We start from the raw sequence: 22,530 nt of genomic DNA, 5'->3' as shown, positions 1-22,530 counted from the left end.
CCGAAATCTCGTCGAACGGGTTCATCGACATCTTCACGTTCGAAAGCTCAACGCCCGATCCATCCGCCTTCACGCGGATCTTCACGTTGTAGTCAACAACCCGCTTCACTGGCACGAGTATCTTCATAGGCTTTCTCCTCAACTCGCCTCTCGCAGCTTACATACGGCCGCGCAGGGCCTCGGGATCATAGGGGGAGTCGGGAATGACGCGCGCCTTGCGTCTCTCCCCGAGGATAGGCACTTCGAGCTCGGTCCCAGCATTACCAAGCTCGACCGGCAGCAGTGCGAAGGCGATATCGCAGCCAAGCGTGTAAGCGTAACCGCCGGAGGTAATCCGGCCAACAAGCTTGCCGTCATGATAGACGCCTTCATGGATGAGCGAGCTTGCACCATCCGTATCGATGGAAATCGTGACCGACCGGTGCTTGATGCCTTGCTCCTTCTGCCGCAACAGGGCCTGCTTGCCGATGAACTCGCCCTTGTCCAGGCGGATGAAGCGGTCGAGACTGCTTTCCCAAGCCGTCAGCTCGGGGTTCATGTCCCGATACATGGCGCGATAGGATTTTTCCAGCCGGAGCGATTCCAGCGCCTGCAAGCCGATCAGCCGCATGCCGTGAGGCTCGCCGGCCGCCAGCAGGGCTTCAAGCAGGTGGCGCTGGTAGCAGAGCGGATGATAGAGTTCCCATCCGAGTTCGCCCTCGTAGTTGACGCGCAGCAGCCGGACGTCGGTGGCAAGACCGACCGTACCGGATTTGATGCCGAACCACGGAAAGGCCTCGTTGGACAGATCGAGCTCCGTGAGGCCCTGCAGCACTTCGCGCGCCTTGGGCCCGACAATCGTGAAGCAACCGCGCTCGTTGGTCACATTGCGCAGGTGAACCGTCCCGTCCTTCGGCAGCAGCTTCGAAAGATCATCGAAATTCCAGCGCTCGGCACGCGGCGTCGAGATGAGGTAGAACATGCCGTCTTCAAGCCGGGAGACGATATACTCCGCCTGGACGCCGCCGTTCTTCGTCAGGTGATGGCTGAGATTGACACGGCCGGGTTTCGGCAGGCGGTTGGCCAGGAGACCGTCGAGCCATGCCTCGGCTCCCGGGCCGGAGACCTCGAATTTCGTCATTGGCGTCATTTCGACAAGGCCGACGGCGTTGCGCACCGCATGAACCTCCTCGCCGACATACTTACCCTTTTCCGTCCAGCGCCAGCTGTTCTGGTCCTTCGCCTCGACGCCTTCCGGCGCAAACCAGTTCGGCATTTCCCAACCGTTGAGGACACTCCAGACGGCGCCGCGTTTCGTCAGTATATCATAGGAGGGCGCCGTCTTCTGCGGACGGGCAGCCGGCATGTCCTGACCGGGATAATGCTGCTCGGCGTGAGTGCCCCAGCTCTCGCGTACCTTGTGCCGCGTCCATTCCTTGTTTGCGTAGTCGCCGAAACGGCGCGGATCGAGTTCGGACGTGTCGAGGCTGTTTGTTCCCTCGACAATACGCTCCGACAGATAGTAGCCGATCGCACCGCCCCAGAGAATGCCGCCCGGCACGCCCTCTGCGATCCAGACATTGTCCAGCCCCCAGGCCGGCCCCATCAGCGGCAATTCATCGGCCGTCATCTGGAAGGGTCCGCGCACATTCGCCTTGATACCGACGCGACCGAGCGCCGGCACGAACTCGATTGCCTGCTCCCAGTTCCAGGAAACGGAATCGAAATCCTCCTCGAGCAGGTCTGCCCCGAACCATTCCGGCACGCCGTTCTCTGCAAAGAGCTTCAAGTGCTCGGTCTTCTCGTAAGGGCCGAACATCAGGCCATCGCCCTCTTCGCGCAGATAGCCCTCGAAAGCCTCGTCACGCAGGATCGGCATTTCGGGCAGTCCCTGGCGCTTGCGCTCCATCACCTCCGGCACCGCATCGGTGATCCAGTATTGATGGATGATCGGGATTGCCGGAATTTCGAGGCCGAGCATGGCGCCGGTCTGACGGGCGTAGTTGCCGGTTGCGGAAATGATGTGTTCGCAGATGATCTCGCCATTGTTGGTGAAGATCTTCCACTCCCCGCCCGGCAAGCGCTCGAATCCCTTGACCTCGGTATTGAGGTAGACCTTCGCGCCGCGATCACGCGCGCCTTTTGCCATGGCCTGCGTCACGTCCGCCGGCGCGATATGGCCGTCATCGGGATGATAGAGTGCGGCAAGCATTTCATGATTGTTCTCGAGAAGCGGCCAGAGCTCGCGCGCCTCCTTCGGCGTCACGAGCTCGGCGCGGATGCCTTGAACGGCGGCAACGCTCATATAGCTCTTGTATTCATCGAGACGGTCGCGCGTATTGGCGATGCGCAACTGCCCGCACTTGTGCCATCCGACGTGCTGGCCGGTTTCCGCTTCGAGGCCCTCGTATATTTCGATCGTCTTGGCAATCATGCGGCCGATATTGATGCTGCGCGCGTAGGAAGGAATGAGACCGGCGGCATGCCAGGTGGAGCCAGCGGTCAGCTGTGTGCGCTCCAGCAGCGCCACATCCGTCCAACCACGTTTGGTGAGGCCGTAGAGAATGGCGGCGCCGACACAACCACCGCCGATGACGACGGCACGAGCATGAGTTTGCATGGAGGAGATATCCCGTTCTTGATTTGAGACGAGAGTAATGACCGCAATCGCCGTTGTGACGTTGCAAAAAAATGCGGAGGGGCATAACTTCAGTTTATGCATAGACTGCGATCGCTTGTACCCTCTGCCAACTATCTTTTCGTCTTCGAAGCGGCTGCGCGGCGACGAAGCTTCACGGCCGCTGCCGAGGAGCTGAATGTGAGCCAACCGGCCGTCAGCAAGACGATCAAGCTTCTGGAGGAAGCGACGGGGCTGAAGCTGTTCCGCCGCGAGCATACCCGCCTGGAACTGACGGCCGAGGGGCTGCGGTTCTACCGCGAGACCCAGCAGGCCTTCGACCATCTTCACATGGTCCTGACTTCGCTGCGCACGAAGCATTCGAACGATACCGTCAGGGTTTCGTTCTCCGCCTCCTTCGTGCAGCTCTGGCTTCTGCCGCGTCTCAAGGATTTCAAGGTGCAGCATCCCGATATCGCGTTGCGCATCGAGGAAAGCAGCCGCGACGATCAGGATCTGAATGAGGAAGACATCGATATTTCAGCACGGCTCGGCGCCGGCAAATGGCCGGGCATACATGCCTGGCATTTTGTGACGGAAGAGGTCATTCCTGTTTGCAGCGCCGATTATCTCAGGGAGAGCGGCCCAATTCTTGAACCGTCCGACCTGCTCAAACACCGGCTTCTGCATTTCGAGGAGCGGCATCGCGTCCGCCTCGGCTGGCGGGAGTGGCTGACACAGCATTCCGTTCCGGTTGCGCGCCTCAACCAGGATTTCATCTTCACGGATGCCCTCAGCTCGATCGAAGCGGCGGTTCTCGGGCAAGGCATCGCGCTCGGCTGGAAGCATCTGGTCCACGATCATATCCGGGCCGGCCGGCTGGTCTCTGCGCTCGACGCTGTCTATCGTTCAGGTCAGGTCATCCACATCATCATGCCCGCACAGCGCCCCGCAAAACACGGCGCCATGCTCTTCCGGGATTGGTTGCTCGAGCAGGGTGCCGATGCGCCGGTCTTAGGCGCAAGCACCGCCGCCACGCTCTGAGGACTACGCCGGGAAGAAGCGTGGGCTTAGGCCGGATCGACATTCACCAGATCCATATCATAGCGGCGATGAGATGGATGGCGCTGCGTTCATAGCGGGTTGCGAAGCGCCGGAAGTCCCTCATTCGTCCGAAGATGCGCTCAAAACGATTGCGGTTGATGTAAGCGAGTGCGTCATCTGGGACGACCACCTTGCGCGATCGGTTGGACAGGATGACGGCTTGTGCTCCCATGGCGGCGATGATCTCCCGCAAGGCATTGCTGTCATAGGCCTTGTCGGCGAGAACCGCCTTGCCGATCTGCCCTTGCAGAAGGGCCTGTCGCTCGCGATTCTTAGCGAGAAATTCAAGGCATCGACTGTAGATCCAGTCTGGATCGGCCCGCAGCAGCTTCAAGGAGATGACGGCTGGGGTTGCTTGCCCCTGCAATTTCTTGGGTAGCCAGCGTACCAGCCCACGCCTCGTCAGGGTTCGTGCCACAACTGGATCCAGATCAACATACATCTGATCGGCACGTTTATGCTGATATCTGCGGATGTCGCGAACAGAGCGCCAGGCTATCGTCTCGTCGAAGTTGATTTCGATGTAGATTCCGTCCTCCGATATGATGAGCCCGGCTTTCCTCGAATGGCCTTGACTACCAATAACAGCCCGACAAGGCCAAAAATCGTGGCAAATGGCCAACAAAAAATTGCGCTTAGATGCGGGTGCCCGGGCCTATCTGGTAGAAAAGGGCCACCGGCAAAGGCCGCAGCCATGACGAACGCAATAATAGACAGCCAAACGACCCTGCCTTTGTCGTAGGCGAATTCCATTGTCCGCGACACCTGTGGGTCCGCCGCGAAAATCTCAAACGATGTTCTATCTTGGTCACGCATCTTCAGTGACATAACTCCTCAAAGGACTCTATCGCTCCTGCATGGACTGCGACGCAACCTCGACGATGGGTGAGAACAGATACTCGAGAATCCGGCGTTTGCCGGTCTTGATCTCCGTTGTCGCGGCCATCCCGGGCGATAGCGGTACAATGCTTCCGTCGATGCTCATGGTGCTTGCGTCCAGCTTCTTCTTCACGTTCGCTATTTCTAGGGCCGGATGGAGCAGACATAAAAATTCCCCGATAATTCGGATTTAAAACTCATCTGATGGTTGCAGCGCTTAAAGTGCAGCATACGGTGGCTTAAGAGGTGTTTCGCTGGGAATTTTTGATCACGATTTTGAGGACAGATCGCAAATATGGCGCAGTGACCAGAATAAAATAACCACTCAACCAATAAGAGAATGATATCAATACCAGCTTCTTTAAACATAAAATCAAAGTTGGATCATCTATCGTGGGCCCAAAAGACGGTGCTTCATAGAAAGCAACGGAAGCTGTCAACCACATTAAAATAGCCGCCATAGCAACTATGAAGCTCATCCGTAGAATAAAAAAACTACCCTGTAATTTTAATTCCACAAAAACTCTCACCAACATCCAAAACAGCCAAATTGTACTCACTACACCGGTCAAAGATGTAACGATATTAGCTTCTTCACCTCTTCTGATCGCGCTAAGGCGCTCTGATACACTCGCGTTCCATGGCCACATGTAAGATAAAACAGAATTATTTTTAAAGTAAAATGGATATTTATTTGCGATAAATATAAGAATAAAATAGGAAATAATAGCCAGCAAAACTGGAATTATACTTCGGGTCATGTATATGTATATATCGTATCCCCAAATATACCTTTGTTTATTTGTTTCGTCATCGAATATTTTCATATCTGGGATTTTAAGAAATGCTAGAGCAGTCTTGTAGTCATCCAAGCTGGTATATTTTGGATCCACTTTATTGACGTCCGACGGCTTCATGATCAATTTCCCCATATATCGCGTTTGCAGGCACTCTGCGTCACATGCCAACAAAGCCTCGATCGAAACCTACGCAATCATTCACATCGATGTAGAGAATGGTATCGCTGCCGCTTCCGATGTAAGAAAACGACGTATCCCGTACCGGCATTGATGCCCCCTCAAATGTATCTGTTAATTTGGCAATTCTCCCGTATAGTCGGCGCAAATTGAATGAGGAGCAGCGACAGCGAATACAACTCACTAAACGCTCCAGTAATCTACATATACGCGTATTTTGTACTTTGCCAATATTGGATAATGAGCGAATCAAGCGAGGATAGTCACGGAACATCCGAAGTACGCGAGATCGTCCGGCATGACCCACATACCGGCATTGATAAGCCTGACATTGCGGCCGGAACCGCCAAAGCCGATCTCGGCGCCTTCGAGCACCACAACCCTCAGTCCCGCCTCGGCAAGATGCAGGGCGGTCGAAAGACCGGTGAAGCCGCCGCCGACGATCGCAACGTCTGCGACGACGTCAGTCGTCAGGGTCAAGATTCGAGGAGCCTAGCCGGCCGTCCTTTCCCACAGGCCATGGGAGCGTGCGTCGTTCAACATGGTCATGGCTCCTTTCGATCTCCCCGCGCCTCTACGCGCGCTCTTTGTCCTTCGGCTGGCCGAACGCATAATCCGTGACCTTGGGCAAGAGGATGTCGCGTCGATAGCTCGGCGGCTTGTCGCCGACGGATGTGCCCGTATTCAGGATGCCGGCCTGATAGTCATCGGCAAAAAGCGAATAGGGATAGGGTGCGTCGATGGCGGTGACGCCATCGAGCTCCGAGCGCAACTCGCTCGGGATCGTAAAATCCAAAGCAGCCAGATTATCCTCCAGCTGCGAAAGCCTGCTTGCGCCGACGATTGCGGCGGCGACCCCTGGGCGGTTCACGCACCAGTTCAGCGCCACCTGCGCCATGCTGCGCCCGATCTCGCCGGCGATCCTCTCCAGCGCAGCGAGAATGCGCGTGTTGCGCTCGGTAAACAATCCGAGACCACTGCCGGAGTCGTCCTGCGAAAGCCGTCCCTGCTCCAGCGCGCCTGAGCGATACTTCCCGGACAGAAGTCCCATGGCGAGCGGGCTCCATGCCGTGATGCCAAGCCCGATTGCCTCTGAGAGCGGCATGAACTCGTGCTCGATGCTGCGCTCAACCAGCGAATAGGGCAGCTGCAGGCAGATCGGCTGCGTAAGCGCGTGCGCCTCGGCCCAGGTCTGTGCCCGGGCGGCATACCAGCCCGGCACATCGGAAAATCCGGCATAACGGATCTTGCCGGCACGCACGAGGTCGTCGAACGTCCGCATGACCTCTTCGGCGGGCGTCATCCGATCCCAAGTGTGGAGAAGATAGAGATCGATGTAATCGGTCTTCAGACGCTTCAGCGAAGCATCGACCGCCTGCATCATGGCCTTGCGCCCGTTGCCGCCGGCATTCGGATTGCCGGAGGAAAGGCTGTTGGAGAATTTCGTCGCTATGACGACGGCGTCACGCACACCTGCCTCGGCGACGAAGGTGCCGACAAGTTCCTCGCTCAGTCCACCGGCATATGAATTCGCCGTATCGATGAAATTGCCTCCGGCGGCGATATAGCGACTGAAAATCTCGCGGGCCGCCGGCGCGTCCGCACCCCAGCTTCCGGCGATGCCGCGAATGCCGCCATTGCCGAATGTCATGGTTCCGAGCGCCAGGCGGCTGACGCGCAATCCCGAACGTCCCAGAAGATAATAGTGATCGACAGACATGGTTGGCTTCCTGACAGAAATCGGCGCTACATGTTGCCGGCGTAGGGTCGCCGGGCAATGCTTTGCTGGACGTAGTTGATCATCGTTATGAAATCGAAGACCGGGCGGCCAGTAGCAGCTTGCACGGCATATGCATATGGCGGCAGATCACTGCATTCCAACAGGATCGAGCGTATCTCAGGATAGCTTTCGATCAGAGCACGGGCGACCTGCGTGACCTCCCGCTCGATCTCCCCGGAATCCAGCGTTCCTTTCTCCTCGAGAACGGCCTCGCGAAACTCCCTCTGCCCCTCCATGCCCGCAATCGCCAGGGGAATGCTCGCGGGGACATTGCAGGCCTCGAAATGCCGCGGGGTCAGCCGCGATGCATTTGCCGTGATTATGCCGACGCTGCCGCCGCAAAGCGCGTGCATGAATGGAATCTGCATCAGGCTCGAGAGGAAGACGGGGATATCGAGCGCTGCCGCCACTTCCTCCTGAAAATAGGCCATGAAGCCGCAGGCGCCGGTAATGGCCTTGACCCCCCGGCTCTGCAAATCGAGGGCCGCCTCGACGAAGGCCTCCTTCAAGGCTGGATCGCGCTGATTGAGAAGCCGGTCGATCGACGCGCCGCGCACTTCCTGAAATCGAACCGGGTAAGTGTAGGTCGTTGCATTCCCGACATTGCCGGGAACGCAGGGGTAGGCCGCATCGAGGATCAGGATGCCGATCTGCTCTCCGTACCATGACTGCGTCCTGCGCGTGACCGTGTAGACCGTCATCGTTCATGTCTCCAAATGACTATTTGCAAAAGTGCGGGATCGGCTCCCTAAAGCTCCGTCGGAGACGAGGCTATTGTACGAGACGAGCCGCGCCGGTTTCGGCCGCCGTGCCGTCAAGACCATAGGATTTGAGAATCTTGACGATCGTGCCGTCCGTGTGCATCGCCTCGATATCGCTGTCGAGAGCTTCGCCGAATTCCTTTGCCTTCAAGGAATAGGGGAAGGCGGCTTGTGCTGCTTCCTTCGTTGCCTTGACGCGCGGATCGGCGGCCGCGACCGCGACTTTGACGTCCTTCAGCGCACCCTTCTGTTCGGCGACCACGCCCGTCGAGTAACCGTCGACTGCGACGTCGATCCGGCCGGCGAACAAATCCTGCTGCATGTTGACGGAGTTCGGATAGAGTTTCAGCGACGCGCCGAGCATCGTCTTGAGATCGGCAACCCAGAGATAGCCCTGAACGGTACCCACCTTCTTGCCCTCGAGATCGGAGACGTTCTTGAACCCCTGCTTCGAATAGATTGCCATCTGGTCGGTATAAAGCGGCGCGGACAGGTTCATGGCCTTCGCGCGTTCCGCGGTGCGATACCAGTCGCCGGTCGTGATATCGGCCTGACCGGAGAGGACATATTGGATCGCCGCGGCAGGATCGACGGCGACGGCCTTGACTTTCAGGCATTCGCGCTCGGCGAATTCGGCGGCGATGTCGCCGTCGATACCCTTCATGTTGCCGCTGTCGTCAAGGTAGGAATGCGGCGCATAGGTCGTGACCGCCACCGTCAGCGTGCCCGGCTCGATCGTGGTGAATTTGTGCTTGGGCACGCAATCCGCAGCATGGGCGACCTGTGCCGACAGGAGTATCGCGGCGAAGCCGGACAGAAGAAGGTTGGTCTTGGATGTCAATGAAGGCATGCCGGAATTCCTTGTCTGTTGCGAGTTAACGTTGGGCATAAAGGCTCGCCCGCTTCTCAACGTGCTCGACGAGGAGAGCGGCCGGGATTGAAATGCAGGCATAGAGCGCTCCGGCGCACAGCAGGGCCGGGAAATAGCGGAATGTGGTCGACCCGATTTCGTAGGCGCGGCTTACCAGCTCCGGAAGCGCGATCGTGAAGCACAGGGACGTGCCCTGGAAAATTAGAATGGAGAAGCCGAGAAGGGCGGGCAATGCGACGCGCAGACCCTGCGGCATCAACACGAAACGCAGCTCGTCGATCCGGCCAAGACCGAGCGCCTCGGCCGCCTCGCGTTGTCCATGGGCAATCGACTGGAGGCTCGCTCGAATAATTTCGCTCGTGTAGGCGCCGGTGTTCCAGGCAAGCGCGATCACGGCCGCCGCAAAGGACTCGATCGTCAGTCCAACGCCCGGCAATCCGAAATAGATGAATTGCAGAAGAACCAGCGCCGGTGCGCCGCGTCCCACCTCCACGAGGATGAGCGATATGGCCCGCAGCGCCTTGTTGCGCGCCAGCACGCCCAATGCCAGCAGGAGCCCGAAGGGAATACCGAACAGCAGGCTGAGCACGGTCACCTGCAAACTGATGGAAAGACCGCCGAGAAGGTCGGGCATCCACGAGGCGATTTCCTCATAGCTTGGAAACATCAGCGTGCCACCTTCGATCGGAGATGAGCGTCCGCCACCCGCGACAGCCAGGCGACCGGGAGGCTGAGGACAATGTAGAAAATCCCGACGAAGGCGAAGATTTCCAGGCCGCGGAACGTCAGCTGCGAAAGCTGGTTGCCCTGATAGGCAAGTTCCGCCACACCGATCGTCGAGGCGACCGCCGTTTCCTTCATCAAGCCGATCAGATAGCTTGCCGCCGAGGGCAGAGCCACCCTGAAGGCCTGCGGTGCCACGACGTCCCTGATCGTCGACCAGCGGCCGAGATCGAGAGCCGCACAGGCCTCCCATTGGCCATGGTGGAGTGCATTGAGTGCGCCACGATAGATTTCCGCCATATTCGCAGCGGCGATCAAGCCAAGGCCCGTCAGTGCGGCGGCGAAAGGGCTGATCGCAAAATAGCTCATCCCGACACCGAAGAAGATGATGAATAGCCACAGGATCGGCGGGATGGCACGCACGATCTGGATCACCACCATGGCGAAGATGCGCAGGGCAAGAAGCCGGCTCCGGCGCGCGGCCAGAAGGGGAATGGCGAGAATGGCACCGATCGCGAAGGAGCCGACGGTCAGAGCGACCGTCCACGCAAGACCCCGGCTGAACAGGAGGAGATCGGCGGCACTCATCGATCATGCACCGCCCGAAGGAAGCGACGGGTGCGTTCATGCTGCGGATTGCGCATCACCTCGGCGGAAGGACCTTTCTCGACGATCCGGCCGTCCGCCATGATCATCACGGTATCCGAGACGTTTTCGGCAAAGCCCATTTCATGGGTTACCACGATCATCGTCATGCCGCTTTCGGCCAGCTCGCGCATGACCGCAAGCACCTCGAGCCCAAGTTCCGGATCAAGCGCGGACGTCGGCTCGTCAAACAGCATCACCTCGGGATCGAGCGCCAACGCGCGGGCAATGGCGATGCGCTGCTGCTGCCCGCCCGAACAGCGTCCCGGAAATTGCGCGGCCTTGTCGCTGAGGCCAACCCGGCTCAACAGCTGCATCGAGCGTTCGTCCGCCTCGGCGCGGCTGCGGCCAAGCACCCGTTCCTGCGCCAGGCTGACATTGCGCAGCACCGACATGTGAGGGAAGAGGTTGAAGGACTGAAAAACCATGCCGACGCGCCGTCGCAGGCTGGAAAGCTCGACACGCGAAACGGGCTGAGCCGCGTTGATGGTCGTCGGGCCTATGGTGATCGTACCGCCCGACGGCGGCTCCAGATAGTTGATGCAGCGAAGCAGCGTGCTCTTGCCTGAACCGCTTGGTCCGATGATCGCGAGAACCTCGCCCGCGCTCACCTCCAGGTCGATTTCGTTCAGGACAATGTGCGATCCATAACTCTTGCTCAGCGCATGCAGGCCGATGAGCGTCTTGCCGGTAGCAACTGTCATATCCGGAACAACCCCATGCTGCCGCCGGAATAAAACTTGCAAGTTCTCGCCTTGGCAAATGACGCAGCCAAATTAGCAGCCTCCCGATGACACACGTCATGCCGGGCCGCGAGCGACCTCATTCATGGCCATGTTTCGTTTGCTTTGCGGTCGCTTCGTGTTGAAGCAACTCCGTTCCCACTTTGATTAAGGAGACAGTATCATCCTGGCGCAGCGGCGGGACTGCGAAAAAAATGCCAGTAAACATAACTTCAGGTTATGAATCAGCTGCGCTGTTTTGCAGCGATTTGCGGGGACGGGCCTTCTGAGCTTTTCTTCTTCAGGCCGGGTGCATCTTGAGAATGTGCTGGACTTCGTGCAACGGCATGCCCGGCTGATCGCCGGCTGCTGTCATCATCCCCCGACCATTCCTGCCGCCCCCGTCCTGCAGCGTCCGCATCGCATCGATGACTTTCTTGAAATCCTCACCACCCTCCGGGTAGGACGGCGATGCGAGGCCGTCTACTACGCCGCTGCAGACCATCTGGATCTTATAAACGTAGCGTGGCTCCTCGGCGCCCCGGTGCTCGATACCCTTTGACACGCGGTAGTACATGTTGCCGGGATGCGGTTCGCTTGCCGGCACGTCGATATAGCTTATCGGGAAGTAGACTTTGGGCATCGCAAATTCCTCAATCCATAGCTCCTACGGAACCTGGATGATGGAATCGTGTGCTGCCAATTGCCCCACTCTCCCTTCAAGCCCCATAGTAGACCCCGCCGAAAATATCGAGCGGGGCCATAGTTTGAGTATCTGCTCCTGAAACACAATTTTTCCACCCCCCGAGCAGGTGAGATGCAAAAATCCGGCTTAGGATATCGTGGCGTTGATCGCGGTTCGGAGCACGGACGGTTCCGAACCGGCTCCTCACTGGACCCGAGGTATGGCCGCCAGAAAGAAGCGACCGGTGGGCACGGGGTCGGATTTTGCCCGCAACTGGAACGCGTCGGTATGGTTGTCAATCGCGCTATACAGGTCATAGCCTTCTTCGAAGACGGCCAGAACGTCGCGGTTGCGGCCGCCGAATTGCCCGATCGTGTCGTCGCCATGGACTTCGATGAGCCACGAGGCCTGCGATCCCAGTGTCTCGCGTGCGCCCTTGAGAGCGTGCACCTCGAAGCCTTCGATATCCATGTAGACGAGGTCAGGAACACCGTAGGTCTTCGTCATCGTGTCGATGGAAATGCCATCGACGCTCACTGCCCGGAATTCCTTCTCACTCAGCGCAACCGACCCGTTGCCGCGCTGCGTGAAGAGCACAGGCCCGTCTTCATGCACGACGGCTGCGTGGCGCACTTCGATATTGTCCATGGAGTTCATGTCGGCGTTGCGCTTTGCCAACTCCGCGTTCGGCAGGGAAGCCTCGATTGCGACGACTCTTCCATTCGGACCGACCTGCTTGGCAAGCATCATGGCGACGACCCCTTGATGGGCGCCAAGATCAAACACCAGCGCGCCGGGATTCAGTCCCCGCCCTGCAAGCAGAGCAAATTCCTGCGGTAGGTCGATGTCCCGCCCATACCATTGTTGAGCGACCCTATCTTCAATGATGACGCGAAGGTGGTGTCCACCATACGCCCGGCTCGCAATATGCGGCCTGAAACTCATGTCCGAGACCAAGTGCTTGACGGTACGCATCTTGTTGGTCAAGGAGGGAAATAGTTCGAACGCTGACTGCTTGATTGAATGATACATGGATAATACTAAAACCTGTCGCTGGAATTGAATATTCCCCGTAGATAAATTCTACCCGCAGGTTTGTCATCCGAAACTACTTATGATGGTTAAATCGAAAAGCCGCCACACCGATGACTGGCGTTGTCCATAAATGGCACTCTGTAGCATTCTGTCTCTCCGGCTGTCATCCCAATCTCGCCGGAGGCACGGAGAGGCGAACCTTCCCCAAGTCCACCCCTTGATTTTGGTTGGCCTGACCCGTAGGTGCGGAAATTGGCGTCGTTATGCCTGTCCCGAACTGACCCACATCGAATTAACCTTGATTGCATCTTCATGGAAGCCTCGCATGTTCAGACTTGCGTGCGGGAACGCCCGGAAACGAGGGATCGGACTGCCGACGGCATTTCTGCCGGTCCATTCGAACAGATGCCTTTAGAGCGTTTCATGTTTTGACGGAAGCGTATCCTGCGTTTGCAAAATAGTTGCTGCATTCGCCGGGTTGGATTGTTGTGACGAGAGAGCCGATGTGCCGCCAGGTGTCTTCGATCGTTCGCTTTTGTGCATGACGCATCCAGTGCTTGATCTTGGCGAAGGCCTGTTCGATGGGATTGAGGTCGGGGGAATAGGGCGGCAGGAACCAGAGCCTTGCACCGGCAGCTTTGACGCTCTGACGGACAGCCGCAGATTTGTGGCTGCCGAGATTGTCCATGATGACAATGTCGCCAGGCTTGAGGATAGGCACGAGCTGTTGTTCGACATAGGCGCGGAAGCATTGGCCATTGATCGGCCCGTCGAAGACGCAAGGGGCGCTGAGCCGGTCGCACCGCAGTGCGCCGAGGAATGTCAGCGTGCGCCAGTGACCGTGCGGAGCAAAGGCGCGCAGACGCTTGCCCTTCGGGCCCCAGCCGCGCAGCGGCGTCATGTTGGTCTTGATCCAGGTCTCATCGATGAACACCAGTCGTCTGGGATCGAGACTTGCCTGCCACGCCTTCCATCGCTGCCGCCGACGGGCAATATCGGTGCGGGCCTGCTCAAGGGCGAACAGCGTTTTTTTTGAAGCGCAGCCCCTCGCGCCGGATGAACTGCCACACCGCATTGTGGGAAACAGTCACGCCGCGCCCCACCAACTCAGCCTTCAAGCCATGCAGGCTCAACTGCGGGTTCTGGGTGAGCCGCTCCGTGATGAAGGCGCGATGCGGCTCCAGAATACGCTTGCGATGGCCACCCATCTTGCCCGGCGCAACAGAACCGGTCGCCCGATAGCGCTGCGACCACTTCACCACCGATGAAACCGATACACCAAAGCGCGACGCGGCCGAACGGCAAGTCTCACCCGCCACAACCGCTGCAACAACTCGCTCGCGAAGATCATTCGAAAGGGCTCGTGTCATCCGATGCTGGCCTCCACCTGGACAGCATTTTCAATCACAAAACCGACCGGACGGGAATCCCCTCAGATTCAGTTAACCAATGAAACGCTCTAGGTAAATATCCGCCTGGAAGCTTGTTGGCTCTTCGCAGACTGCCCCACGATGGCCAAGCTCCTCGCCTCGTGTCGCCTGCACAATGGCGCAGCCGCTACGCGGCCGGATGTCGGTACTCTACTTTTTCTTCAGAACCGGGTCCCATCCACCCTGGATGTTTCTCACAAAGCGGCGGTTCCCCTTATAATAGGTGACGGCGCCTGTCCGGCCGACCTTGATCGACGTCGGCGGTAATTGCGTCGCCGCCTTCAGCCGCTCGAGCATGTCAAGCGCCTCCTGCCTCTTTCCAGCGCGGATCAGCGCCATCAACTTCGATTCTTGTTTCATCCTCTATACTCCCATTCATGGAGGACTAAGGGTGGACGGAGCGTGTGGTCGGTCATTCGCGTTGGCATATCCGGTCACCCCGCTCGGCGTTGCGTGAGCAGCGAGCGCAGTGCCACGGCCACCACGCAAACGCTGGAGACAAGGAAGATTGCGCCGGACATGGCGTAGATCGTCGGTGAAGCGCCGGCATTCATCTTGCCGAACAGCACCACCGGCAAGGTGTTTTGCCGGCCCGCCAGATAGAAGGCGCGCGTAAATTCATTGAGGGACAGCAGGAACGAAAAGATGAAGGCGCTGACGAGGCCCGGCCGGATCAACGGCAGGGTGATATCCCAGAATTGCCGGAAACGGCCGGCGCCCAGATCGTCAGCGGCCATGAGGTAGGTCCGCTTAACCGCGGTAAAACTTGTCAGGATGACGATGAAGGCGAAGGGCATCGCCCATAGCAGATGGCCGGCAATCACCGTCAGGGCCGATGACTTCACGCCGACACGCGTGATGACGGTCGATAGCGCCAGCCCCTGTATGACCCCCGGCACGAACATCGGCAGAAGCACGGTCAGGAACCAAAGCCCGCGCCCACGGTGAAGCTCGCGATGGGCCAGCGCCGCCCCGAGCGAGAGCAAAGTCGCGATAACAGCGGTCGCAAGCGCGATGACGATCGATTGGCCGAGCGCGGCAACGAGCGCGTTTTCCGCCCCGAGTGCAAGATACCACTTCAGCGTAATGTCGGAAAAATGCGGCAAACCCGGCTGCAAGGCCGGGTTGAACGAAACCCCGAGGAGATAGAGTGGCGGCGCATAGATCACGGCGAGACCGAGAACCGTCAGCGTCCAGATGACGATGCGAGGGCTCGTTCCTTCCCTGACGATCATTGGCCGCGCTCCTCGAACAACGAGGAGAGACCGAATATGGCGTTTCCGATCAGCACCAGCCCGAAGACGATGACGAGCATGAGCGTCGAAATCGCAAAGGCGAGCGGGAAATTGGCGACGCGCATGACGTCGTTGATCATCACGGAAACGATCGATGCGCCGGCACCGCCGAGCATCTGCACCTCCGTCGAGGAGCCGGCCACCATGACGAAGACGAACAGGAAACCCGCGAAAACGCCGGAATAGGTCAAGGGCAGCAGCACGGTGCGCCCCATCGTCCAGAAGCCGGCGCCAAGATCGCGCGATGCCGCCATCGCGATCGGATCGACACGGCGCATGGAGAGCAGGACAGGAAAGGTTGCAAACGGCAGATAGGAGGCGACGAGCCCGACGATGACGGCGAAATCGCTGAACAGCAGCCAGTCGAGCGGCGCATCCGTAATGCCGGCTTGCTGGAGAAGCGTATTGATGACGCCGGTGCGGCCAAGCAGCAGCCGCCAGGAGAAGGAGCGAATGAGATAGGACGTGAAAAACGGGATAGTCAGAAGTGCGGCAAGCACGACCGAGAGCGTGCGTCCCGCAAGGAAATACATCGCGTAAGCCGTCGGGTAGGCGATAACGAGGCAAATGGCTGATGTCAGGAACGCCTTGCCGAGCGTCGACAGGAACACGCTCCAGCGCCCCGCCTCCAGGATGGCGCCATAAGCTGCCAGGCTGAACTCCGGCTTGATCCAGTAGGTCGCCGAGTCCCAGGCGCAGAAGCTCCAGACCACGACGAGGATGAGCGGCGCAAGGCCGAGCACGAGGATCGCCGCAAGCGGAGCAGCCAGCAATAGAACTGATGTCTTCATGGTCGAACTCCGCTTCTACAGGCGTTGGTCCCATCGGCTCGGGGCCGGCCTGTCCTCGGACAGATGAGCCGGCCCCGGTCCATCGCGCCACATCAGGCGTTGCGCAGCTTCTGCCACCATTCCTCGTAGAGTTGGAAATTGTCCGGGCGGCAATTCTGCCAGTAGACCTTTCCGGAAAACTTTGCCTTCACATGATCGGCGAGCTTGGCGACATCGTCGGCCTTGTATTCGTCGGAATGAGCCTTGGCGTAGGCGAGATTGTTGTCGGTCGGCACGAGATAGCCGCGCGCCTGGCCCAGCTCGCAGCCATAAAAACCGGCAAGCAGAGCATCGACGAACTTGTGGGCGGCATCCGCCTTGCCTCGTTCTGCGGCCCCCTTCAATAGTACGGTATTGTTGCCCCAACCCTCATAGCCTTCGACGGGAGCGGCGTATTCCACCTGAAGCCCACGCTTGCGGCCTTCATAAACGATCGGCTCCCAGCCCGTCATGGCATCGACTTCCTCGTTCGCCACCAGCTGGACGCCCTGCTCCCAGCCATTCCAGAACGTGCGGAACTGGCCATCCTTCTTGTGCTTGATCAGAAACTCCATGACGAGCCCGAGTTCGGATTCCGTCAGGTTGCCCGGCTCCTTGATCGGCTTGTTCTCGGCTTCCTTGAGGTAGATCGCCGTGAAGATGGCGCTGTTGATCCAGGCATCTTCCATGGCGACCCGGCCCTTGAGCTTCGGATCGAAGATGACGCCGTAGCTGTCGACCTTGCCGAGCTTGTCGGGGCGGTAAATAATGGAATCGGCGTTGACGACGGTGGGGATACCGTATTGCTTGCCTTCATAGGTCAGGGTCGGGATGTCCTTGGCCCACTGCCAGATACCGGCAAAATTCGGGATCTTGGAAACGTCCCAGGGAGCGATCAGCCCCTGCTTGGCAAGTTCCCGCTCGGCGCCGCCCTGAAAGCCGCCGACATCGAAGAGATCGTTGGCGTTGCCGGCGGCAAGGCGCGCGACCACCGGACCGACGTCGTTGCCGTTGTCGGTAAATTCGGGCGAAACGCCGCTCTGTTGCGCAAATTCCTGCCATTTGTCGCCGATATCGAGCGTGGCGGTTGCCCAGAATGCGACGGCTGCGTCATCGGCCATGGCGCGCGTAGCAGTCAATCCGCCCACGGAAAGCGCGGCCGCACCGGCGCCTATCAGTTTGAGCATGTCACGGCGTTGCATGTTGCTCCTCAACGCGGAGGAGACGAGATCATTGCCTTTGTTCATCGTGTCATTCCCTTCCCTCATTTTTGCTCATGTCAGCTATTTCGGGTTCTACTCATCGCCTCCAGCCAGGGCCGGAATTCCGGAACGATCAATCAGGAGCGCGGCACCCGGCCTCAGACACACACGCACGCTTTCGCCCGGCAAGGGCGGCGTTGCGTCCGCACTGGTCGTTAATACCATGCGCTGGCTGTCGGCAAACGCGAGCGTAACGTCATGGCTCAGTCCACGATAGATGCTTTCGACAACCTTAAGTTCAATTGTTTCGGCCGCCTCTTCGGCCGGCGGCACAAGCTCAATCCGGTCGGGGCGGATCGCGACAAGGGCGTTCGCCGGCGGTGCGCTTCCGGAAAAGGTCGCGCTCATCCGCTGACCGGCAATGGTCGCTATGGCCTTGTCGCCTGAAATCGAGATGCTTTCAGGTCTCAGGAGCGTATCGATGCCGACGAAACGGGCAACAAAGGCATTGGCGGGCGCCTCGAAGAAACGGGCCGGCACATCCGTCTGCTCGATCCGCCCCTTGTGCATCACGGCCATACGATCGGAAAGGCTGAGGGCCTCGTCCTGATTGTGGGTCACGAGAATGAAGGTCGCGCCGGTCCGCTTGTGAAGCCGACCGAATTCGTCGCGCATCTGCTGGCGCAGCCGCTCGTCAAGCCCGGTCAGAGGCTCGTCGAGCAGGAGGATGCCCGGCTCCATGACGAGCGCGCGGGCAAGCGCTACGCGCTGGCGTTGGCCGCCGGAAAGAAGATTGACATCGCGATCCGCAAAGCCGGAAAGCTCGACCAGATCCAGGGCATCCTCGACCTTGGCCTTAAGCGCGGCGCCGGAGAGCCCACGCAGTTTCAGCCCGTAGCCGACATTCCGGGCGACATTCATATGCGGGAAGAGGCCAAGCGACTGGAATACGGTGTTGACCGGACGGCGATTGGCGGGAACGCTCGCCATATCCTTTCCGTCGAAGAGCACGCGACCCGAGGTGGGACTGTCGAAACCGCCGATCAGCTTCAACAGCGAACTCTTGCCGCAACCCGAGGAGCCGAGCAGCGTAAAGAACTCCCCAGCCCGGATGTCGAGCGTCACGTCATCGACCGCACGCATCGGCCCGTAACTTCTGACGATGTGGTCGAGGCCGATCGCGATCGCCATGTCAGACGCTTCCCCCATCGCCTTCGCGAATGAGCAGCAATCCCTGCTCGCTCACGTCAAGCTCCTGTCCCGCAACCACCAGCAACGTTGCGGTCGCCTCCTCGACGATAAGAGGGCCGGCGATCTTCTCGGAAGACGGCAGTCGCGTGCGCTCGTAGACGGGGCAGGAAACCCAACCGGTCGCTCCGCCGAAATAGACCTCGCGACGCCCCTTGAAGGCCGCGTCCAGCGTTCGGCCGGCGCGGTCGAGTGTCGGGATGGCGATGACCGGCCCGTGCAGCACAGCCTCCAGGTGAACCATCGTGATCTCGACCGGTGAACCGGGCAGACGGAACGTATAGGCCCGCTCATGGGCCGCGTGGAAGCGCTCCGCAAAGCTTTCGGCATCGTCATCGGGCTCGAAAAGCGCGAAAACGCCATGTTCCTGACCGCGATAACGCGCCTCGACGCGGCAGGCATAGCGTATCTCGGCGGCGTTGCCCTTGGCGAAATAGACAACCGCGTCGCGTTTCAGCTCGTCGAAACGCCGCTTGAGACTGCTTATGGCCTCCGCTCCGAGCGGCGCAAACCAGGTGCTGCGGAAGTCGGCCCGGGGCTCTGCGGCCAACATGCCCCAAGCCGAAAAGATGCCGGGATGCGGCGGCACGACTGTCATTTTCACGCCGAGATCGCGGCCGAGACGCGCGGCAAGCGCGGGGCCGGCGCCCCCGGAAATGACGAATGCAGCATCGCGAGGATCATGTCCACGCTGGACGGTGACGAGCTTCAGCGCGTTGATCATCGACGCATGGGCGATCTCGACGATGGCAAGAGCTGCGTCCTCGACCGAAAGTCCCATGGGCGTGGCAACGGTTGCTATTGCGGCAGCGGCCTGGGATTTGTCGAGCTGCATCTGCCCGCCGGCAAAGCTTGCCGGATCGAAAATACCGAGCGTCAACAGCGCGTCGGACAGGGTCGGCCTGTCTCCGCCCCGACCGTAGCAGGCCGGCCCCGGTGTCGAGCCGGCGCTCTCCGGTCCGACGCAGAGCGCGCCACGCCCGTCGATATGGGCGATGGAGCCGCCGCCGGCGCCGATTTCGACGATATCGACAACCGGCACCTGCACCGGATAGCCTGGAGCGATGCGGGTATGCTCGAGCTTGTATTCGCTGTCGAGCGTCGGGCGGCTGTCATGGATCAGGGAGCATTTTGCCGTGGTGCCGCCGACATCGAGCGAAAGCACTTCGGATTCGCCGAGTACGGCGCCGATGCGCGCCGCACCCGCGACACCGCCGGCCGGGCCGGATTCGACAAGCGTCAGTGGGCTCATCTGCGCCTGATCGAAGGTGGAGATACCGCCGTTGGACTGCATGGCATAATAGGGGCAGGTGAGATCACGCTCGGTCAGCGCGCTTTCGAGCCGCGCGAAATAGCGCTTGATGATCGGCTGCACATAGGCGTTGAGAACCGTCGTATTCGAGCGTTCATATTCCCGCCACTGGCGGGAGACCTCGTGACTGGCGCAGACCGTCACATTCGGCAGCGCTTCGGCGAGCACTTTTGCGCAGAGAATTTCGTGTTCGGGATTGGCGTAGCTGTGAAGGAAGATCACGGCCACCGCTTCCACGTTGCGGGCGCGGCACTCGCGGATGATCGGCTCGAGATCGCCAAGCTCGATGGGCATCAGCTCCTGACCATCGGCATTCAGGCGTTCGCGTACCTCGAAGCGCAGGCTGCGCGGCACGAAGGGCTCCGGGCTCTTGAACTGAAGATTGTAGAGATCGGGGCGATTGCCGCGGCCGATTTCCAGCACGTCACGAAAACCGGCGGTGGTTACAAGCGCTGTTTTGACGCCCTTGCGCTCGGTAATGGCGTTGATAACGGTCGTCCCGCCATGTGCGAAAAAGATGACGTCGCGCGTCGAAAGCCCGTCCTTGTTCTCGGCAAGCTCGATCGCCGCAAGGACGCCTTCGGATTGATCGTGAACCGTCGTCAGGCTCTTGGCCGTAAAGATCTCGCCCGTGCGCTCATCATAGCCGACGAGGTCGGTAAAGGTGCCGCCCACATCGGTCGCCAGTCTGATCATTACGACGTCCTCTCTTCATATCCGTATTCGCTGCGTGCCACCTCGCTGGTGATATAGCCGTCCTCGACGTCGCGGCGGACGTGTTCCGGTTCGCGAGCGTGCGGTTCGCCCCAGCCGCCGCCGCCGCCGGTGATGATCCGCACCAGATCGCCACGGTTCAGCCCGATATGCGGCTCACGGCCGAAATTCCGAAGCTCGCCGCCGGCCTTATCCACTTGCAGGAGATTGATGCTTCCGGGCTTGCCCCCTTCGATGCCCCAGGGCGGCGTGTCCGTGCGGCCGAAGCTGCAATAGGCCGATGCGCCGTCTCCAAGGACCTCATAGTCGCGGATGACGCCGAAGCCGCCGCGATGGCGGCCGGCACCGGAGCCCCCCTCGAGGTTGAGCGCATAACGGCGCACGAGCAAAGGAAAGCGCGCTTCGATGACTTCGACGGAATAATTATAGGTATCGCCATCGGTGAGCGCGATCAGTGCATTGGCACCGTCGCCATTCTTGCTTGCGCCCCAGCCGCCATGCTGCGGCTCGATATGGATGAATGGCTGGCCGGCCGCATCCTGGCCGGCAATATAGACGACGCACAGGCTCGTATAGGAACCGGCCGAGAAACGCCCGGGCATGAGTTTGGCGAGAGCCTTCCAGACGAGTTCCGAGGCATGCACCGAGCCTTCGTAGTACCAGCCCGTCGGAGACGGCTTCTCGGCCGTGAAAACCGAACCCTTCGGCGCGACGACGGTGAGCGGTCGGAACCAGCCCTCGTTGGAGGGCGCCTGCGGCGCGACCAGAGCCTTGAAAATGGTGCGCACGGCCGACTGCAGCGCACCCGCCGCGCAGTTGATCGGTCCGGCGACTGCCGGCGGGCAGCCGGTGAAATCCGCTGTCAGGCAGTCTCCCGCAATCGTGACGGCCACCTTGACCGCGATCGGATCGGTCGTCACGCCATCGCCGTCGATGATATCTTCCGCTTCATAGCGCCCGTCGGGCAGTGCAGCGATAGCGGCACGCGCCTGCTTTTCGCTGACCGCAAGGAGATGATCGAATGCGGCCTCCACGATATCGGTTCCGTATTTGCGCGCCAGCTCACCCATGCGGCGAGCGGCAACGCGAACGGTCGCCACCTGTGCGGTCAGGTCGCCGATGGCGATTTCGGGCAGGCGGACATTCTCGCGAATGATCCGCAGAACCTCGCCCGAAAAGCGATCGCTGCGGACGACCTTCACACCGGGCAGCCTCAACCCCTCCTGGAAAACCGAGATGGCATTCGGCGCAAGCGAGCCTGGAACAGACCCACCGACATCGAGATAATGGGCGACGTTGATGGCATAGGCGAGAATCCGGCCGTCGAAGAAAATCGGCTTGACGATGGCAAAGTCGCAGGCATGCGTGCCGCCGGAATAGGGATCATTGGTCAGCAGAATGTCGCCGTCTTCCAGATCGTCGCCATAGAGCGCAATCAGCGATCTGACCTGGGTGCCGAACGTGCCGGTAAACAGGGTGATGCCGTTCATCTGCGCGACCAGCTGTCCATCGCGCGTCAGCAGGCCGCAGGCGAAATCCAGCACCTCGTAGATCACCGGGCTCATCGAGGTTCTGGCCATGACCACGCCCATCTCGTCGACGGTAGCCGCCAGCTTGCCCTCGATGATCTCCTGGGTCACAGGATCGACGATGATCACGAATCTACTCCTCGTCCTTGGTTCGCATGAAGGCAGATTAGGTGTTTTTTTCCTCGCCGAAAGCCTTCCCGATGGGTGGGTGGG

At 59.7% G+C, this 22,530-nt stretch carries 20 protein-coding genes and 3 pseudogenes; 1 reads left to right on the top strand and 22 read right to left on the bottom strand.

Annotated elements, in window-relative coordinates:
- A pseudogene (locus tag GR212_RS35985) lies at positions 1-127 on the bottom strand (electron transfer flavoprotein subunit beta/FixA family protein); the annotation flags it as partial.
- A 30-nt stretch (positions 128-157) separates the two neighbouring features.
- Positions 158-2,599: a GcvT family protein gene (locus tag GR212_RS35980; RefSeq protein WP_163994811.1), complete on the bottom strand. Its 2,442-nt coding sequence runs from the start codon at positions 2,597-2,599 to the stop codon at positions 158-160.
- 96 nt (positions 2,600-2,695) lie between these two features.
- Here GR212_RS35980 and GR212_RS35975 point away from each other — a divergent pair, with 96 nt between their 5' ends.
- On the top strand, positions 2,696-3,640 hold the full coding sequence (locus GR212_RS35975; RefSeq protein WP_163994809.1) for a LysR substrate-binding domain-containing protein: 945 nt from the start codon (positions 2,696-2,698) through the stop codon (positions 3,638-3,640).
- 43 nt (positions 3,641-3,683) lie between these two features.
- Here the strand turns inward: GR212_RS35975 and GR212_RS35970 are convergent, their stop codons facing one another.
- The 20 genes and pseudogenes from GR212_RS35970 to GR212_RS35875 all read right to left on the bottom strand — a co-directional run bounded on the left by GR212_RS35970 (position 3,684) and on the right by GR212_RS35875 (position 22,446).
- Positions 3,684-4,322 carry a transposase gene (locus GR212_RS35970; RefSeq protein ID WP_163994807.1) on the bottom strand — a complete coding sequence of 213 codons (639 nt, stop codon included), beginning with the start codon at positions 4,320-4,322 and terminating at the stop codon, positions 3,684-3,686.
- A gap of 222 nt (positions 4,323-4,544) precedes the next feature.
- Positions 4,545-4,703 (bottom strand): annotated as a pseudogene (locus GR212_RS35965) (HlyD family type I secretion periplasmic adaptor subunit); the annotation flags it as partial.
- A gap of 115 nt (positions 4,704-4,818) precedes the next feature.
- Positions 4,819-5,496, bottom strand: a complete 678-nt coding sequence (locus GR212_RS35960) for a hypothetical protein (protein ID WP_163994804.1) — start codon at positions 5,494-5,496, stop codon at positions 4,819-4,821.
- A 345-nt stretch (positions 5,497-5,841) separates the two neighbouring features.
- Positions 5,842-6,039: pseudogene (locus GR212_RS35955) on the bottom strand (FAD-dependent oxidoreductase); the annotation flags it as partial.
- A gap of 91 nt (positions 6,040-6,130) precedes the next feature.
- Positions 6,131-7,276, bottom strand: a complete 1,146-nt coding sequence (locus tag GR212_RS35950; protein WP_163994802.1) for an aldo/keto reductase — start codon at positions 7,274-7,276, stop codon at positions 6,131-6,133.
- A gap of 26 nt (positions 7,277-7,302) precedes the next feature.
- The gene (locus tag GR212_RS35945) at positions 7,303-8,037 is read right to left on the bottom strand and encodes an aspartate/glutamate racemase family protein (protein WP_163994800.1); all 735 of its coding nucleotides are present in this window, start codon (positions 8,035-8,037) and stop codon (positions 7,303-7,305) included.
- A 70-nt stretch (positions 8,038-8,107) separates the two neighbouring features.
- Positions 8,108-8,947, bottom strand: coding sequence for a transporter substrate-binding domain-containing protein (locus GR212_RS35940; RefSeq protein ID WP_163994798.1), 840 nt, complete (start codon positions 8,945-8,947; stop codon positions 8,108-8,110).
- Positions 8,948-8,972: 25 nt separating this feature from the next.
- Positions 8,973-9,635 carry an amino acid ABC transporter permease gene (locus GR212_RS35935; protein ID WP_163994795.1) on the bottom strand — a complete coding sequence of 221 codons (663 nt, stop codon included), beginning with the start codon at positions 9,633-9,635 and terminating at the stop codon, positions 8,973-8,975.
- Entirely contained in the window at positions 9,635-10,279 is a 645-nt protein-coding gene (locus tag GR212_RS35930; protein ID WP_163994793.1) for an amino acid ABC transporter permease, read from the bottom strand. The genes GR212_RS35935 and GR212_RS35930 overlap by 1 nt, the downstream gene beginning before the upstream one ends.
- Positions 10,276-11,040 (bottom strand): amino acid ABC transporter ATP-binding protein, encoded by a 765-nt coding sequence (locus tag GR212_RS35925; RefSeq protein ID WP_163994791.1) that lies wholly within the window; start codon positions 11,038-11,040, stop codon positions 10,276-10,278. Before GR212_RS35925 ends, GR212_RS35930 begins: the two co-directional genes overlap by 4 nt.
- A 319-nt stretch (positions 11,041-11,359) precedes the next feature.
- On the bottom strand, positions 11,360-11,701 hold the full coding sequence (locus GR212_RS37020; protein WP_204326916.1) for a hypothetical protein: 342 nt from the start codon (positions 11,699-11,701) through the stop codon (positions 11,360-11,362).
- Positions 11,702-11,947: 246 nt separating this feature from the next.
- On the bottom strand, positions 11,948-12,688 hold the full coding sequence (locus tag GR212_RS35915) for an FkbM family methyltransferase (protein WP_281411102.1): 741 nt from the start codon (positions 12,686-12,688) through the stop codon (positions 11,948-11,950).
- Between the two features lie 511 nt (positions 12,689-13,199).
- Positions 13,200-14,148 (bottom strand): IS630 family transposase gene (locus tag GR212_RS35910; RefSeq protein WP_163994786.1). Its coding sequence is split into 2 segments (ribosomal slippage): positions 13,200-13,811 and positions 13,813-14,148, totalling 948 coding nucleotides; the frame shifts between segments, so codons are not numbered across the junction.
- Between the two features lie 210 nt (positions 14,149-14,358).
- On the bottom strand, positions 14,359-14,568 hold the full coding sequence (locus tag GR212_RS35905) for a hypothetical protein (RefSeq protein ID WP_163994783.1): 210 nt from the start codon (positions 14,566-14,568) through the stop codon (positions 14,359-14,361).
- 74 nt (positions 14,569-14,642) lie between these two features.
- A complete protein-coding gene (locus tag GR212_RS35900; RefSeq protein ID WP_163994781.1) occupies positions 14,643-15,443 on the bottom strand; it encodes an ABC transporter permease in 801 nt (266 codons plus the stop codon).
- Positions 15,440-16,294 (bottom strand): ABC transporter permease, encoded by an 855-nt coding sequence (locus GR212_RS35895; RefSeq protein ID WP_163994778.1) that lies wholly within the window; start codon positions 16,292-16,294, stop codon positions 15,440-15,442. Before GR212_RS35895 ends, GR212_RS35900 begins: the two co-directional genes overlap by 4 nt.
- A gap of 92 nt (positions 16,295-16,386) precedes the next feature.
- Positions 16,387-17,559 (bottom strand): ABC transporter substrate-binding protein, encoded by a 1,173-nt coding sequence (locus GR212_RS35890; protein ID WP_163994775.1) that lies wholly within the window; start codon positions 17,557-17,559, stop codon positions 16,387-16,389.
- Between the two features lie 48 nt (positions 17,560-17,607).
- Entirely contained in the window at positions 17,608-18,705 is a 1,098-nt protein-coding gene (locus GR212_RS35885; RefSeq protein ID WP_163994772.1) for an ABC transporter ATP-binding protein, read from the bottom strand.
- A 1-nt stretch (position 18,706) separates the two neighbouring features.
- A complete protein-coding gene (locus GR212_RS35880) occupies positions 18,707-20,770 on the bottom strand; it encodes a hydantoinase/oxoprolinase family protein (RefSeq protein ID WP_163994770.1) in 2,064 nt (687 codons plus the stop codon).
- Positions 20,770-22,446: a hydantoinase B/oxoprolinase family protein gene (locus tag GR212_RS35875; protein ID WP_163994767.1), complete on the bottom strand. Its 1,677-nt coding sequence runs from the start codon at positions 22,444-22,446 to the stop codon at positions 20,770-20,772. The genes GR212_RS35880 and GR212_RS35875 overlap by 1 nt, the downstream gene beginning before the upstream one ends.
- Positions 22,447-22,530 lie beyond the last annotated feature (84 nt).

It is taken from the genome of Martinezella lusitana (assembly GCF_010668395.1).
Taxonomy (GTDB): Bacteria; Pseudomonadota; Alphaproteobacteria; order Rhizobiales; family Rhizobiaceae; genus Rhizobium; species Rhizobium lusitanum_A.
This window is presented reverse-complemented; position numbering and strand designations above follow the sequence as displayed.

Bases quoted from the DNA above. Each gene is read 5' to 3' on its own strand.
- GR212_RS35980 (WP_163994811.1), bottom strand. From the start codon at position 2,599: ATGCAAACTCATGCTCGTGCCGTCGTCATCGGCGGTGGTTGTGTCGGC.
- GR212_RS35975 (WP_163994809.1), top strand. From the start codon at position 2,696: ATGCATAGACTGCGATCGCTTGTACCCTCTGCCAACTATCTTTTCGTC.
- GR212_RS35960 (WP_163994804.1), bottom strand. From the start codon at position 5,496: ATGAAGCCGTCGGACGTCAATAAAGTGGATCCAAAATATACCAGCTTG.
- GR212_RS35950 (WP_163994802.1), bottom strand. From the start codon at position 7,276: ATGTCTGTCGATCACTATTATCTTCTGGGACGTTCGGGATTGCGCGTC.
- GR212_RS35945 (WP_163994800.1), bottom strand. From the start codon at position 8,037: ATGACGGTCTACACGGTCACGCGCAGGACGCAGTCATGGTACGGAGAG.
- GR212_RS35940 (WP_163994798.1), bottom strand. From the start codon at position 8,947: ATGCCTTCATTGACATCCAAGACCAACCTTCTTCTGTCCGGCTTCGCC.
- GR212_RS35935 (WP_163994795.1), bottom strand. From the start codon at position 9,635: ATGTTTCCAAGCTATGAGGAAATCGCCTCGTGGATGCCCGACCTTCTC.
- GR212_RS35930 (WP_163994793.1), bottom strand. From the start codon at position 10,279: ATGAGTGCCGCCGATCTCCTCCTGTTCAGCCGGGGTCTTGCGTGGACG.
- GR212_RS35925 (WP_163994791.1), bottom strand. From the start codon at position 11,040: ATGACAGTTGCTACCGGCAAGACGCTCATCGGCCTGCATGCGCTGAGC.
- GR212_RS37020 (WP_204326916.1), bottom strand. From the start codon at position 11,701: ATGCCCAAAGTCTACTTCCCGATAAGCTATATCGACGTGCCGGCAAGC.
- GR212_RS35915 (WP_281411102.1), bottom strand. From the start codon at position 12,688: ATGAGTTTCAGGCCGCATATTGCGAGCCGGGCGTATGGTGGACACCAC.
- GR212_RS35905 (WP_163994783.1), bottom strand. From the start codon at position 14,568: ATGAAACAAGAATCGAAGTTGATGGCGCTGATCCGCGCTGGAAAGAGG.
- GR212_RS35900 (WP_163994781.1), bottom strand. From the start codon at position 15,443: ATGATCGTCAGGGAAGGAACGAGCCCTCGCATCGTCATCTGGACGCTG.
- GR212_RS35895 (WP_163994778.1), bottom strand. From the start codon at position 16,294: ATGAAGACATCAGTTCTATTGCTGGCTGCTCCGCTTGCGGCGATCCTC.
- GR212_RS35890 (WP_163994775.1), bottom strand. From the start codon at position 17,559: ATGAACAAAGGCAATGATCTCGTCTCCTCCGCGTTGAGGAGCAACATG.
- GR212_RS35885 (WP_163994772.1), bottom strand. From the start codon at position 18,705: ATGGCGATCGCGATCGGCCTCGACCACATCGTCAGAAGTTACGGGCCG.
- GR212_RS35880 (WP_163994770.1), bottom strand. From the start codon at position 20,770: ATGATCAGACTGGCGACCGATGTGGGCGGCACCTTTACCGACCTCGTC.